This is a genomic window from Pseudomonas sp. 1, assembly GCF_056626735.1.
In genome coordinates this window covers 63,318-76,921 of sequence record NZ_JBWXMQ010000002.1, presented here as the reverse complement: position 1 = coordinate 76,921, position 13,604 = coordinate 63,318, and the positions used below count along the sequence as shown (strand labels likewise).

The window sequence follows — 13,604 nt, the reverse complement described above, 5'->3', positions numbered from 1 at the left end:
CGGCGCGGGTATTTCAGCGATTGAAACGGGGTTTACTGGATCTGCCCGTGGCAATGCTTGAATTTCTTGCCCGAACCGCAGTAGCACAGTTCGTTGCGGCCCAGCTTCTGCTCGTTGCGAACCGGGGCGGCGGCGAGGGCCACATCGACCTCTTCACCGACCAGTTCCGGTTGCGCTTCCAGGCCAGGAGCCTCGGCGTGTTCGAACTGCATGCGGGCGGCCAGTGCTTCGGCTTCCTGACGCAGGCGTTGTTCTTCTTCGGCCGGATCTTCGCGGCGAACCTGAACGTGGGACAGCACGCGGATCGAGTCGCGCTTGATCGAATCCAGCAGCTCGGAGAACAGCGTGAAGGACTCGCGCTTGTATTCCTGCTTCGGGTTCTTCTGCGCATAACCACGCAAGTGGATGCCGTGACGCAGGTGATCCATGGTCGACAGGTGGTCTTTCCACAGGTCGTCCAGTACGCGCAGCACGATCTGCTTCTCGAACGAGCGCAGGGCTTCGGCACCCGCCTGGTCTTCTTTTTCGTTGTAGGCGGCGATCAGCTCGTTCATCAGCTTCTCGCGCAGGGTTTCTTCGTACAGGTGATCGTCTTCGTCGAGCCATTGCTGGATCGGCAGCTTCACGCCGAAGTCGCTGGCGATCGACGCTTCCAGACCCGCCACGTCCCACTGCTCTGGCAGCGATTGCGGCGGAATGTGCGCGCTGACGGTAGCGTTCAGGACATCCTGACGGAAATCAGCGATGGTTTCGCCGATGTTGTCCGCAGCCAGCAACGTGTTGCGCATGTGATAGATCACTTTACGCTGCTCGTTGTTGACGTCGTCGAACTCGAGCAGTTGCTTGCGGATGTCGAAGTTGCGGCCTTCAACCTTGCGCTGCGCCTTCTCGATGGCGTTGGTCACCATGCGGTGCTCGATCGCTTCACCGGATTGCATGCCCAGGGCCTTCATGAAGTTCTTCACCCGGTCAGAGGCGAAGATGCGCATCAGGCTGTCTTCCAGCGACAGGTAGAAGCGGCTGGAACCGGCGTCACCCTGACGGCCGGCACGGCCACGCAGCTGGTTGTCGATACGACGGGATTCGTGACGCTCGGACGCGATCACCTGCAGACCGCCGGACTCCAGCACTTGCTGGTGACGCTTCTGCCAGTCGGCCTTGATCTGGGCAATCTGCTCAGGGGTCGGGTTTTCCAGCGACGCGACTTCAACTTCCCAGTTGCCGCCCAACAGGATGTCGGTACCACGACCGGCCATGTTGGTAGCGATGGTCAGTGCGCCCGGACGACCGGCCTGCGCGATGATTTCAGCTTCTTTTTCGTGGAACTTGGCGTTCAGGACCTTGTGTTCGATGCCTTCCTTCACGAGCAATGCGGACATGTGCTCGGAGGTTTCGATGGTCGCAGTCCCCACCAGCACCGGACGGCCGGCGGCCATGCTTTCCTTGATGTCATTGACGATTGCCGCGTATTTCTCTTCGGCAGTCAGGAACACCAGGTCGTTGTAGTCCTTACGGGCCAATGGCTTGTTGGTCGGGATCACGACGACCTGCAGACCATAGATCTGATGGAATTCGAACGCTTCGGTATCGGCGGTACCGGTCATGCCGGCCAGTTTTTCGTACAGGCGGAAGTAGTTCTGGAACGTGGTCGATGCCAGGGTCTGGCTCTCGGCCTGAATGTTCAGGTTTTCCTTGGCTTCGATGGCCTGGTGCAGGCCTTCGGACAAACGACGGCCGGGCATGGTACGGCCGGTGTGTTCGTCGACCAGTACGACCTGACCGTCCTGCACGATGTATTCGACGTTGCGGTGGAACAGCTTGTGCGCACGCAGACCGGCGTAAACGTGAGTCAGCAGGCTCAGGTTATGCGCCGAGTACAGGCTCTCGCCCTCGGCCAGCAGGCCGATGCTGGTCAGTTGGTCTTCGATGAACTGGTGACCGGCTTCGTTGAGTTCGACCTGACGGGTCTTTTCGTCGACGGTGTAATGGCCTTCCTGGGTGACTTCGCCTTCGACTTCCTCGACGTGCAGCTTGAGTTTCGGGATCAGCTTGTTGATCTCGATGTACAGCTTGGAGCTGTCCTCGGCCTGACCGGAAATGATCAGCGGGGTACGCGCTTCGTCGATGAGGATGGAGTCGACTTCGTCGATCACGGCAAAGTTGAGTTCGCGCTGGAATTTCTCTTCCATGCTGAACGCCATGTTGTCGCGCAGGTAGTCGAACCCGAATTCGTTGTTGGTGCCGTAGGTGATATCGGCAGCGTAGGCGGCGCGCTTCTCTTCCGGCGGCTGGAACGGCGTCACGATGCCGACGCTCAGACCGAGGAATTCATACAGCGGACGCATCCAGTTGGCGTCGCGGCGGGCCAGGTAATCGTTCACGGTCACAACGTGCACGCCCTTGCCGGACAACGCGTTGAGGTAAACGCCCAGGGTACCCACCAGGGTCTTGCCTTCACCGGTGCGCATTTCGGCAATCTTGCCTTCGTGCAGGGTCATGCCGCCGATCAGCTGGACGTCGAAGTGGCGCATGCCCATGACACGCTTGCCGGCTTCGCGGGCGACCGCAAAGGCTTCCGGCAACAGCTTGTCGAGGGTCTCCCCCTTGGCAATGCGGTCCTTGAACTCTGCGGTCTTGGCGCGCAGTTGATCGTCCGAGAGGGCGACCATCTTCTCTTCGAAGGCATTGACGAGCTGCACCGTCTTGAGCATGCGCTTGACTTCACGCTCGTTCTTGCTTCCAAAAAGTTTTTTTAACAAAGGCGCAAACATATCGGCAGGATCTTCCACACTAAAGGGATGGAGGGCGGCCCCGTGAGTCGCCCGTGCAGCCCTCATGGCCGCATGCGAACGAGCATTCTACCCGGAAACGGTGGTGAGGAAAGTGGGGATATTCCACGATGCTGGCACTGCGCTTTGACGGGGCTCACTTAAAATAGGGGCATTTTGCTCAACTTCAAGCCGTACAGCGAAGAAGTTAGTCGTTGATTTAATGGGCAAAGCAGTGACAAAAGCAATGGGCGAGTGAAATGGGTGCCATCTGCTACCATGGCGCCTCTGCAACTTCAGGTCCTAGATCATGGCATTTCGCCCTCTCACAGCCAGAGCGCCCGCCGTTCTGCTACGCGAAGCCAGGCCGTTGAAAGCCATCCTCGGTCATGCCCAACGTCTGGCCCATCTGCAACGTCTGCTCGAAAGCCAGCTGCAACCCGCCGCCCGTGAACACTGCCACGTGGCCAAGTGGCGCGAAGGCGAGCTGTTGCTGATTGTCACCGACGGCCATTGGGCCACGCGTCTGCGCTATCAGCAGAAACGTCTGCAACGACAACTGCAGATGTTCGACGAGTTCGCCAATCTGACGCGGATCAAGTTCGCCGTGCGGCCACCGACCCTCCAGCGCGAGACGAGCGGATCCACGATCGATCTGTCGACGGATGCGGCGGCGACCATCCAGGCCACCGCCGAAGGGATCAGCGATCCAAATCTGCGAGCGGCCCTGGAACGACTGGCCGCCCACGCCAAACCCAAAACCTGAGCCTTATTGATCAGCGGCGCTTGCTGCCGCCCAGCAATGACCCCATCAGACCGCGCACCAACTGTTTACCCAGCGAATTCGCCGCCTGACGCATCGCCGATTTGAGCGCCTGCCCCGCCGCCGTGCCGAGGAACTCTCCGGCCCTGTCTGCCAGACTTGGCTCCTCAACCGCCGGTTTACCCGGCGCCGCTTCAGCCTCCGGTGCCAGCCCCTTGCGGCCCATCAGAATTTCATAGGCCGACTCGCGGTCGATCGGTTTGTCGTACCGCCCCTTGAACGGCGACCCGGCAATCAGCATCGTGCGCTCGGTCTCGGTCAACGGCCCGATCCGCGATTGCGGCGGCGCCACCAGCACGCGCTGGACCATTTCCGGCGTGCCCTTTTCCTGCAAGGTGCCGACCAGCGCCTCGCCAATCCCGAGCTCGGTCAACACCGACAACGTGTCGAACGCCGGATTCGGCCGGAAGCCGTCCGCCACCGCCCGCAGGGATTTCTGTTCCTTGGCGGTGAACGCGCGCAGGCCGTGCTGGATCCGCAGCCCCAGTTGCGCCAGCACATCATCCGGCAGGTCACCCGGCGACTGGGTGACGAAATACACGCCGACGCCCTTGGAGCGGATCAAACGCACCACTTGCTCCAGCCGTTCCTGCAAAGCCTTCGGCGTATCGCCGAACAACAAATGCGCCTCATCGAAAAACAGCGCCAGGAGCGGCTTGTCGGCATCGCCTCGTTCCGGCAGTTGCTCGAACAGCTCGGCCAGCAGCCACAGCAGGAAGGTCGCGTAGACCTTCGGCGCCTCATGCACCAGACGACTGGCATCCAGCAAATGAATCCGCCCGCGACCATCGGCGGCCGGGTGCAGAATGTCTTCCAGTTGCAGCGCCGGCTCGCCGAACAACGCTTCGGCGCCCTGCTGTTCCAGCGTCGCCAGACGCCGCAACAGCGCCTGGCTGGAGCCGGTGGTGAACAGCGCGGCGTCATCGCCCAGCAGTTGCGGATTGTCCTTGAGGTGGTTGAGCAGCGCTTTCAGGTCTTTGAGATCGAGCAGCAATAACCCTTCGCGATCGGCCACTTTGAACGCCGCGTACAACGCCGATTGCTGGCTGTCGGTCAGTTCCAGCAAGGCCCCGATCAATAGAGGGCCCATTTCACTCAACGTGGTGCGTAACGGATGACCGGACTGACCGTGGATGTCCCACAAGGTCACGGGATACGCCTGAGGCGTGTGCTTGAGCCACGGCATGCCGGCGATGCGCTCGGCGATCTTGCCCTGGGGATTGCCGGCGGCACCGAGACCACACAGGTCGCCCTTGACGTCGGCGGCGAACACCGCGACCCCAGCGTCGCTGAACGCCTCGGCCAGACGCTGCAAAGTAACGGTCTTGCCGGTACCGGTGGCCCCGGCTACCAGTCCATGACGGTTGGCCAGGCGCATCGCCTGAGCGATCGGTTGCCCGGCGAGATCGGCGCCGATTACGAGTTGCAAGGAGTCAGGCATTTGGTCACCCAATGGTTAATCTTTGTCGAGCATGGCCGATAGAGAGAGTGAGAGACCCGATCAAAAGTCCGGTCTGAGATTTCCCTAAGGAGAGAAGGAAATATCAGTGCGCTTTCACCCCTGCCCATTCTGCGCGCGTTTATAAAAGCACGCCTTGGACATTAAGACCTTAGCGGAACCCCAAGCCATGAACAAAAATCTGCGTTTCAGCCATAAAATTTTGCTTGCCGCGGCCCTCATTGTCATTGCCGCCTTCGCTTCGTTCACGCTGTACAACGACTGGTTGCAGCGCAATGCGATCCGCGAAGACCTGGACAATTACCTCAACGAGATGGGCGAGGTTACAGCCGACAACATCCAGACCTGGCTCAGCGGCCGCATCCTGCTGATCGAGAACGCTGCCCAGAACATTGCCATCAACCCCGAGCCGTCCGCCGTCGCCAGCCTGCTGGAACAGAAAGCCCTGACGTCGACCTTCATGGCCTCCTACCTCGGCGATGCCACCGGGCACTTCACCATCCGCCCGGATGCGAAGATGCCGGACGGTTTCGATCCACGCGTTCGCCCCTGGTATAAAGGCGCGGAAAGCAGCAGCACGTCGACCCTGACCGAACCGTACATCGACGCGGCCACCGGCCAGACCATCATTTCCATCGCCACCGCCGCGAAAAAGGCCGGCCAAAGCGTGGGCGTGGTGGGCGGCGACCTGAGCCTGCAGACCCTGATCAACACCCTCAGCGCCCGGGACTTCTCCGGCATGGGTTACGCGTTCCTGGTCAGCGCCGACGGCAAGATTCTGGTGCACCCGGACAAGGCCCTGGTGATGAAGTCACTGAAGGAAGCCTATCCGCAGGACACCCCGCGCATCAGCAGCGACTTCACTGAAATCACCGTCGACGGCAAGACCCGCATCGTCAACTTCACCCCGATCAAGGGCCTGCCATCGGTGAACTGGTACATCGGCCTGTCGGTGGACAAAGACAAAGCCTTCTCGATGCTCAGCGAATTCCGCACCTCGGCCGTGATTGCCACCGTAATTGCAGTGGCGATTATCATCGCCCTGCTCGGCATGCTGATCCGTTTCCTGATCCAGCCGCTGCACGTGATGACCCGCGCCATGGAGGACATCGCCGACGGCGAAGGCGACCTGACCAAGCGCCTGACCATCCAGAACCAGGATGAATTCGGCGTACTCGGCACCGCGTTCAACCGTTTCGTCGAGCGTATCCACGGCTCCATCCGCGAAGTGTCGTCGGCCACCGGCCAGGTCAACGAAGTCGCCCTGCGCGTGGTCGCGGCCTCGAACTCGTCGATGTACAACTCCGACCAGCAAGCCTCGCGCACCAACAGCGTGGCCGCGGCGATCAGCCAGCTCGGCGCCGCCGCCCAGGAAATCGCCCGCAACGCAGCCCAGGCCTCGACCCAGGCCAGCGACGCCCGCAACCTGGCCGAAGACGGTCAGCAAGTGGTGGATCGCAGCATCAAGGCGATGAATCAGCTGTCGAGCATGCTCAGCGCATCGAGCAGCAATATCGAATCGCTGAACAGCAAGACCGTGAACATCGGCCAGATTCTGGAAGTGATCACCAGCATCTCCCAGCAGACCAACCTGTTGGCGCTCAACGCCGCCATCGAGGCAGCGCGGGCCGGTGAAGCCGGGCGCGGTTTTGCGGTGGTGGCGGACGAGGTGCGCAACCTCGCCCACCGCACCCAGGAATCGGCGCAACAGGTGCAGACCATGATCGAGGAGTTGCAAGTCGGCGCCCGCGAATCCGTCAGCACCATGAGCGACAGCCAGCGCCACAGCCAGGACAGCGTGGACATCGCCAACCTTGCCGGCGAGCGCTTGAACAGCGTGACCCAGCGCATCGGTGAAATCGACGGGATGAACCAGTCGGTGGCGACCGCGACCGAGGAACAGACTGCCGTGGTTGAATCGATCAACGTGGATATCACCGAGATCAATACGCTGAACCAGGAAGGTGTCGAGAACCTGCAGGCGACGTTGCGTGCTTGCTCGGATCTGGAGCAGCAGGCTTCGCGACTGAAGCAGTTGGTGGGTAGTTTCCGTATTTAAAGCCGTTCTGCCGGTCGTCTTCATCGGTTCGTTGCCATCTGACGAAGACGACCAACAACCCCTCCGCAACCGGCCTTGCGCCTCACCGCGAAACCCCGACCGAACATCTATTCTTGATAAGGGTCAACCAAGGGAGATCAACGCGGAGGGCCGTTCACCGTGCATATCGCCGACATCACCATGTTCTACGCCCCGGCCAGCGGCGGCGTGCGCACCTATCTGGATGCCAAGCACCGTCGGTTGGCGGTCAAACCCGGCATCCGCCACAGCCTGCTGATTCCCGGCGCGCATTTCGGCGAACGTGACGGCGTCTACACCGTTCCTGCCCCCGCCCTGCCTTTCGGCAAAGGCTATCGCTTCCCCGTGCGCCTGGCCCCCTGGCGCAAGGTGCTGCAGGATCTGCAGCCGGATCTGATCGAAGTCGGCGATCCGTACCTCACCGCCTGGGCCGCGCTCGATGCGCGTCGACAACTCGATGTGCCGGTGATCGGTTTCTACCATTCCGACCTGCCGCTGTTGGTGGGAAACCGCATGGGCCATTGGGTCACGCCGAATGTCGACGCCTATGTGCGCAAGTTGTACGGCAATTTCGACCGGGTGCTGGCGCCCAGCCAGGTGATGGCCGACAAGCTCAGCGGGCTGGGTGTGCGCAACGTCTACGTGCAACCGCTGGGCGTTGACCTGCACACCTTCCACCCTGATGCCCGCGATACCGGCTTGCGCAGCGAACTGGGGATAGCCGAGGACACGCGCCTGTTGATCTTTGCCGGTCGCGGTTCCAAGGAAAAAAATCTGCCGGTGCTGCTCGATTGCATGAAACGCCTGGGCCCGCGCTATCACCTGTTGCTGGTCGGCTCGTCGATGCCGGCGTCCGTCCCGGACAACGTCAGCGTGATCGACCGGTTCTGCCCGGCCGCACAGGTCGCGCGACTGATGGCCAGTGCCGACGCTTTGCTGCACGCCGGCGATCAGGAAACCTTCGGCCTGGTGATTCTGGAAGCCATGGCCTGCGGCATTCCGGTGGTGGCGGTGGCGGCCGGGGCATTCGAGGAAATCGTCAGCGAATCCTGCGGCCTGCTCTGCGCGCCGAACAATGCGCAAGCCATGGCCAATGCGGTGCGCGAACTGTTCAGTCGCGGGACTGGGGTACTCGGTCAACAGGCGCGCCAACACGTCGAACGACATTACGCCTGGGACACGGTGGTCGATAGCCTGTTGGGCCATTACCACGCCGTGCTCGGCGATTCGGCTCCGTGGGTGGCCAATGGCTGAATCTCGCGAGCGCCCGGCGCTGATGTTGGTGCTGCATGACGTGGCGCCCTCCACGTGGGCTGATTATCGGGGGTTCGTCGAAGCCGTTGACCGGCTGGGCAATGTTCCGATCACGTGGCTGGTGGTCCCGGACTTCCATCGACACGATGCACTTGAAGCCGATCCGGCGTTTTGTCGGATGCTCGACGAGCGGGTCGCTCGCGGCGATGAACTGGCCCTGCACGGCCACTTTCATGAAGACACCGAGCCTGGCCCGCACACGGCGCGCGACTGGTTCATGCGCCGGATCTACACCCATGAAGGCGAGTTCTATCAGTTGTCCCGTGAAGCCGCCCTCGCCCGCCTGCTCCCGGGCATCGATCTGTTTCGACGCCACGGCTGGCCACTACACGGTTTCGTGGCCCCGGCCTGGTTGATGAGCGCCGGCACCCGCCAGGCACTGCGCGAATTGCCGCTGCGCTACACCAGCGATCCGCAGCATCTTTATCACTTGCCGGATTTCTCCGCGGTCGAGGCCCCCGGACTGGTGTGGAGCGCGCGCAGTGCCTGGCGTCGCGGGGTGTCGAAGATCATCAGCGAACAGCGTGAGCAGCGCTGGCGTCAGGCGCCGGTGATTCGTCTAGGCTTGCACCCGGTGGACATGCGCCACCGGTTTTCCCGGGATTACTGGTGGCGCACCCTTGAACGACTGCTGGCGGAGGGACGCGTGCCCATGACCAAAATCGACTGGCTGACGCGCCAGCGCACTCAAGCCGAGCGTGCCGCTTGAGCCGCGGCATTCTTTTGCTGATCGGCCTGCTGGTGGCCGTGGCGGTTCCCGTCCTGCTCGGGGGCGGCGAAACCTGGGAGCGCCTGCAGGCATTTCCACTGCGTTGGCTGTTGATCATGTTCGCCATGGTTCTGTTGTGCTGGGGCATCAACACCTTGCGCCTGCGGCTGCTGCTCGGCGATCAGCGTGACCGGGTCACGCCCGTCAAAAGTCTCGGGGTGGTGATGGCTGCCGAATTCGCTTGGTGCGCCACGCCCGGCGGCAGCGGGGGGCCGTTGACAATCATGGCGCTGCTGGCGCGCAGCGGCGTTCGTCCGGCCCGGGGCAGCGCCGTGTTTGCGATGGATCAATTGAGCGATCTGCTGTTCTTTCTCTGCGCCCTGAGCGGGATTCTGATCTACGCGCTGTTCCAGCATCTCAGCGACCGCATGGAGTGGCTGTTGATCGTCAGTGCCCTGTCGTTGACCGGCGGCCTGTTCAGTTGCGTGCTGGTCGCGCGCTATCACCGTCGATTGATCCGCCTGAGCGGGCTCCTGCTGGCGGGGATGAACGTCGAACCGCGTACCCGACGGCGCTGGGCGCGGCAGTTGCTGCACTTTCTGGCGGCTTTCACCGATGCGCTGAAATTGCCCTGGCAGACATTGATCAAGGTGTTCGTCCTGACCTGCGTGCATTGGTCGTTGCGATACAGCGTGCTTTATCTGGCGTTGCGCGGTCTGGGGGCGGATGTGCAATGGGCCTGGACCTTTCTGATCCAGATGCTTTCGCTGGGTGCGGGGCAATTCAGCCTGTTGCCGGGCGGTGCCGGTGCGGCGGAGTTGACCTCGGCGGCGCTGCTGGCGCCGATGGTCGGCAAATCGACCGCCGCGGCGGCGATCCTGATCTGGCGGGTGGTGACGTATTACTTCTATCTGCTGGTCGGTGGCCCGGTGTTTCTATTGATGCTGGGCCGGCCGTTGCTGAAAAAGCTGCTGAGCGTCAGACAGGCTTCTTGAGGTCATCCTCTTCGTCCTTGAGCTGTTCCCACAGTTCGGCAGCGCCGGGAAACTCCGTGCCGTCCTCCGGGCTCAGGTCATCCGGGTCATAGCGGCTCAGGCAGCCCTCACCCAAGGTGGCGGGGGCCTTGGAAGTGGCTTTGTCCAGTGGATCGCTCATCGGTCATTCCTCACGGTCCATGGATCGCTCCCGCGCTCTGCGCGGGAGCGAACCTGAATCAGAACACCACGGTCTTGTTGCCGTGCACCAGCACGCGGTCTTCCAGGTGATAACGCAGGCCACGGGCCAGCACCATCTTCTCGACGTCACGACCGAAACGCACCATGTCTTCGATGCTGTCGCTGTGGCTCACGCGCACCACGTCCTGTTCGATGATCGGGCCGGCGTCCAGCTCTTCGGTCACGTAGTGGCAGGTCGCACCAATCAGTTTCACACCGCGCATCGAAGCCTGGTGGTACGGCTTGGCACCGACGAACGACGGCAGGAAGCTGTGGTGAATGTTGATGACCTTGTGCGCGTATTCGCGGCACATGTCCGGCGGCAGGATCTGCATGTAGCGCGCCAGCACCACCACTTCGGCGTCGTGCTGCTTGACCAGACGCGACACCTCGTCGAAGGCCGGTTGCTTGTCCTGCGGATTGACCGGCACGTGGTAATAAGGAATGCCGTGCCACTCGACCATGCTGCGCAGGTCGTCGTGGTTGGAGATCACGCAGGAGATCTCGCAATCCAGCTCGTCGCTGTGCCAGCGGTGCAGCAGGTCAGCCAGGCAGTGGGATTCGCGGCTGGCCATCAGCACCACGCGTTTTTTCTGCTCGGTGTCAGTGATGCGCCAGTCCATCGAGAACTCTTCGGCGATCGGTGCAAACTTCTCGCGCAACACCTCGATACCGAAAGGCAGGGAATCGGCACGTATTTCGTGACGCATGAAGAACCAGCCGACCTGGTTATCCGAGTGGTGGCTCGCTTCGGTGATCCAGCCATTGTGGGCCGCCAGAAAGTTACTGACTTTGGCAACGATGCCTACGCGGTCCGGGCAAGAAATCACCAACCGAAAAGTGCGCATGAGGGGGAAACTCCAGAACTTCGCAAAGGCGGCCATTCTAGCGACTGCGCGGGAAAACTGCAGTATTGATGACCCTCGGAGCCTCCCGACAGCCCGCCGCAATTTTTTTGACGCCTGCAAACGCCAGAATGATGGCGTAGCAATAGCCCTGCATGTGCAGACCTGTGTGAATATCTGCGAAGACTCCATCACAATATTTAACTGAACATTCAATTCCGGGCTTTTCAACGTAACTAATTCAAATAAAAACCCCGGTTAAATGTTTACTTGATGAAACAGCCTGACTATTATTGCCGCACTGTCCCCTGCCATCGCGCACTCCCACATAAGGTAGTAATCATGTCCTTGATCAACGAATATCGTGCCACCGAAGAAGCTATCAAAGAGCTGCAAGCCCGTTTGAAAAACCTGTCGCAAGACGACAAACTGCAAGCCGAGCTGGAATTCGAAGGCAAACTGCGCACACTGATGGGCGAATATTCCAAATCCCTGCGCGACATCATCGCGCTGCTGGATCCAGAGTCCAAAACCAAGGCACCACGTGGCGGCGCAGCCAAAACTACCGGCACCAAGCGTGCTCGCAAAGTTAAACAATACAAAAACCCGCACAACGGCGAAGTCATCGAAACCAAAGGTGGCAACCACAAAACTCTGAAAGAGTGGAAAGCCAAGTGGGGCGGTGACGTGGTTGAAGGCTGGGCTACCCTGCTGGGCTAAGCCGCAACCCTCGTCGCAGAGCGCTTCTGTGACACAAAAAAACGCCAGCGAATGCTGGCGTTTTTTTATGCCCGGCATTCAAGCGCCGAACATGTTCGATTTCAAAGATCCAAACGTTTGCGCAGTGCCTGGACATAGTTCTGCCATTCAACCAACACCTCGGCCTGCATCGGCGCAGCACTAAGCAACCATTGCTGCATCGCCTCGGCAAAAGATTGCAAGGTATTAGGGGCACCCCACTCCGGCTCGGACAAGCGTTGCCGGCAAAAGATTTTCCAGCGTTCTTGCTCTTCGAAACTCAACGTATCGGGAAAGTTACGTGCTCGATATCGAAACAACAATTCAGGCAAACGTTCGTCATCGAACGGCCATTGCTCTCGCGCCAATTGAGCAGGATCGGTCGCTCTCACTTGCTCACATAAACGACGATCACGGTCACCGATAAATCCGTCGTACAACTGCTGTTCGGGATCGTCACTCGAGGTGAAATCTTCGCTGGCATAAATCGCCGAGACTTTATCTTTCCAAACTTGTTGTGCGTCACTTAGTCGCAACGCACGCGCCTGATACAACGCCATGTCCAGACCCAGACGCTGTTGATCGTTCGCACGCAACACCGACAATGGCGCCACCACCGGGCACTTGTTGATGTGGATGAGTTTGAGCGGTACCGGCAACTCGCCTTCGGCCAGGTCGTCACGCCGGGTGTACAGGCGCTGACGTAATGTTTCGGCATCCAGGTCGAGCAGACCCTGCGGATCCAGGTGCAGATCACAAACGATCAACGCGTTCTTGTTGCGCGGATGCCAGGCCAGCGGCAGCACCACGCCGACATAACTGCGCGCAGCGGAGAAACGACCGGAGATGTGCACCATCGGTTGCAACAGACGAATCTGGTCCATGACCTTCTGTTTGCTGCGCAACTGGAACAGCCAGTCATACAACTTCGGCTGCTTCTCGCGGATCAACCGGGCGAGGGCAATCGTGGCGCGCACATCCGACAAGGCTTCGTGGGCATTGCCGTGATCGATGTTGTTGGCGGCGGTCAGTCGTTCGAGCTTGAGCGTCACCTTGCCTTCATCATCGGTCGGCCAGACCAGGCCATCCGGGCGCAATGCGTAGGCGGCGCGCACCACATCGATCAGATCCCAACGGCTGTTGCCGCCCTGCCATTCACGGGCATAGGGATCGAAAAAGTTACGGTACAGGCTATAGCGGGTCATCTCGTCGTCGAAGCGCAAGGTGTTGTATCCCGCACCGCAAGTGCCAGGAGCTGCGAGCTGGGCATGGACCCGGGTCATGAAGTCGGCTTCGCTCAAGCCTTGCTCGGCGAGGCGGCTCGGAGTGATGCCGGTGATCGCGCATGCCGCCGGATGCGGCAGGATGTCTTCGCTGGGCTGACAGTAGAGATTGACCGGCGCGTCGATTTCGTTGAGTTCGTGATCGGTGCGGATCCCGGCCACCTGCAAGGGGCGATCGCATCGGGGGTTGATGCCGGTGGTTTCGTAGTCGTACCAGAAAATGGAAGTCACGGGCGGTTCCTGAACTGAAGATCGGCAAAGTCTAGGCGTTCAAGCGTCGTCGCGGCCAGCACCGCATCATTCAGTCACCTTTGGTTGAAGAATGTGTATGACATAGTTATGTCGTTTCCCCCCGAGAGACTGCTAGCATCGGA

At 60.6% G+C, this 13,604-nt stretch carries 11 protein-coding genes and 1 pseudogene; 7 read left to right on the top strand and 5 right to left on the bottom strand.

Annotated elements, in window-relative coordinates; translation table 11 throughout:
* Positions 1 to 32: 32 nt before the first annotated feature.
* Positions 33 to 2,771 (bottom strand): preprotein translocase subunit SecA, encoded by a 2,739-nt coding sequence (gene secA, locus AC1MDC_RS03400; protein WP_085697184.1) that lies wholly within the window; start codon positions 2,769 to 2,771, stop codon positions 33 to 35.
* 307 nt (positions 2,772 to 3,078) lie between these two features.
* Here secA and AC1MDC_RS03395 point away from each other — a divergent pair, with 307 nt between their 5' ends.
* Entirely contained in the window at positions 3,079 to 3,534 is a 456-nt protein-coding gene (locus AC1MDC_RS03395; protein ID WP_085697185.1) for a DUF721 domain-containing protein, read from the top strand.
* 10 nt (positions 3,535 to 3,544) lie between these two features.
* On the opposite strand, the gene AC1MDC_RS03390 is transcribed toward AC1MDC_RS03395, so the two are convergent.
* The gene (locus AC1MDC_RS03390) at positions 3,545 to 5,032 is read right to left on the bottom strand and encodes a helicase HerA-like domain-containing protein (RefSeq protein WP_227233329.1); all 1,488 of its coding nucleotides are present in this window, start codon (positions 5,030 to 5,032) and stop codon (positions 3,545 to 3,547) included.
* Positions 5,033 to 5,219: 187 nt separating this feature from the next.
* Between AC1MDC_RS03390 and AC1MDC_RS03385 the strand changes: the two are divergent.
* The 5 genes and pseudogenes from AC1MDC_RS03385 to gpgF form a co-directional block, all read left to right on the top strand.
* Positions 5,220 to 6,251: pseudogene (locus tag AC1MDC_RS03385) on the top strand (HAMP domain-containing protein); the annotation flags it as partial.
* A 93-nt stretch (positions 6,252 to 6,344) separates the two neighbouring features.
* The gene (locus AC1MDC_RS03380; protein ID WP_480392626.1) at positions 6,345 to 7,109 is read left to right on the top strand and encodes a methyl-accepting chemotaxis protein; all 765 of its coding nucleotides are present in this window, start codon (positions 6,345 to 6,347) and stop codon (positions 7,107 to 7,109) included.
* Positions 7,110 to 7,268: 159 nt separating this feature from the next.
* On the top strand, positions 7,269 to 8,381 hold the full coding sequence (gpgS, locus tag AC1MDC_RS03375) for an N-acetylglucosaminyl phosphatidylglycerol synthase (protein WP_085697187.1): 1,113 nt from the start codon (positions 7,269 to 7,271) through the stop codon (positions 8,379 to 8,381).
* The gene (gpgD, locus tag AC1MDC_RS03370) at positions 8,374 to 9,150 is read left to right on the top strand and encodes an N-acetylglucosaminyl phosphatidylglycerol deacetylase (RefSeq protein ID WP_480392515.1); all 777 of its coding nucleotides are present in this window, start codon (positions 8,374 to 8,376) and stop codon (positions 9,148 to 9,150) included. Before gpgS ends, gpgD begins: the two co-directional genes overlap by 8 nt.
* Complete coding sequence (gpgF, locus tag AC1MDC_RS03365; RefSeq protein WP_227233334.1) at positions 9,147 to 10,145, top strand: glucosaminyl phosphatidylglycerol flippase; 999 nt, start codon at positions 9,147 to 9,149, stop codon at positions 10,143 to 10,145. Before gpgD ends, gpgF begins: the two co-directional genes overlap by 4 nt.
* Here the strand turns inward: gpgF and AC1MDC_RS03360 are convergent.
* A complete protein-coding gene (locus tag AC1MDC_RS03360) occupies positions 10,129 to 10,305 on the bottom strand; it encodes a hypothetical protein (RefSeq protein WP_007951232.1) in 177 nt (58 codons plus the stop codon). The genes gpgF and AC1MDC_RS03360 overlap by 17 nt on opposite strands.
* 58 nt (positions 10,306 to 10,363) lie before the next feature.
* The gene (purU, locus tag AC1MDC_RS03355) at positions 10,364 to 11,212 is read right to left on the bottom strand and encodes a formyltetrahydrofolate deformylase (RefSeq protein ID WP_011335666.1); all 849 of its coding nucleotides are present in this window, start codon (positions 11,210 to 11,212) and stop codon (positions 10,364 to 10,366) included.
* 339 nt (positions 11,213 to 11,551) lie between these two features.
* Between purU and mvaT the strand changes: the two genes are divergently transcribed.
* The gene (gene mvaT / locus AC1MDC_RS03350) at positions 11,552 to 11,929 is read left to right on the top strand and encodes a histone-like nucleoid-structuring protein MvaT (protein ID WP_007951234.1); all 378 of its coding nucleotides are present in this window, start codon (positions 11,552 to 11,554) and stop codon (positions 11,927 to 11,929) included.
* Positions 11,930 to 12,030: 101 nt separating this feature from the next.
* On the opposite strand, the gene sbcB is transcribed toward mvaT, so the two are convergent.
* Complete coding sequence (gene sbcB, locus AC1MDC_RS03345) at positions 12,031 to 13,461, bottom strand: exodeoxyribonuclease I (RefSeq protein ID WP_480392514.1); 1,431 nt, start codon at positions 13,459 to 13,461, stop codon at positions 12,031 to 12,033.
* Positions 13,462 to 13,604 lie beyond the last annotated feature (143 nt).

What these genes read in the sequence shown, in the direction of transcription:
- mvaT (WP_007951234.1), top strand. Translation starts at nt 11,552, where the DNA reads ATGTCCTTGATCAACGAATATCGTGCCACCGAAGAAGCTATCAAAGAG.
- gpgD (WP_480392515.1), top strand. Translation starts at nt 8,374, where the DNA reads ATGGCTGAATCTCGCGAGCGCCCGGCGCTGATGTTGGTGCTGCATGAC.
- AC1MDC_RS03390 (WP_227233329.1), bottom strand. Translation starts at nt 5,032, where the DNA reads ATGCCTGACTCCTTGCAACTCGTAATCGGCGCCGATCTCGCCGGGCAA.
- AC1MDC_RS03380 (WP_480392626.1), top strand. Translation starts at nt 6,345, where the DNA reads ATGTACAACTCCGACCAGCAAGCCTCGCGCACCAACAGCGTGGCCGCG.
- purU (WP_011335666.1), bottom strand. Translation starts at nt 11,212, where the DNA reads ATGCGCACTTTTCGGTTGGTGATTTCTTGCCCGGACCGCGTAGGCATC.
- secA (WP_085697184.1), bottom strand. Translation starts at nt 2,771, where the DNA reads ATGTTTGCGCCTTTGTTAAAAAAACTTTTTGGAAGCAAGAACGAGCGT.
- AC1MDC_RS03395 (WP_085697185.1), top strand. Translation starts at nt 3,079, where the DNA reads ATGGCATTTCGCCCTCTCACAGCCAGAGCGCCCGCCGTTCTGCTACGC.
- AC1MDC_RS03360 (WP_007951232.1), bottom strand. Translation starts at nt 10,305, where the DNA reads ATGAGCGATCCACTGGACAAAGCCACTTCCAAGGCCCCCGCCACCTTG.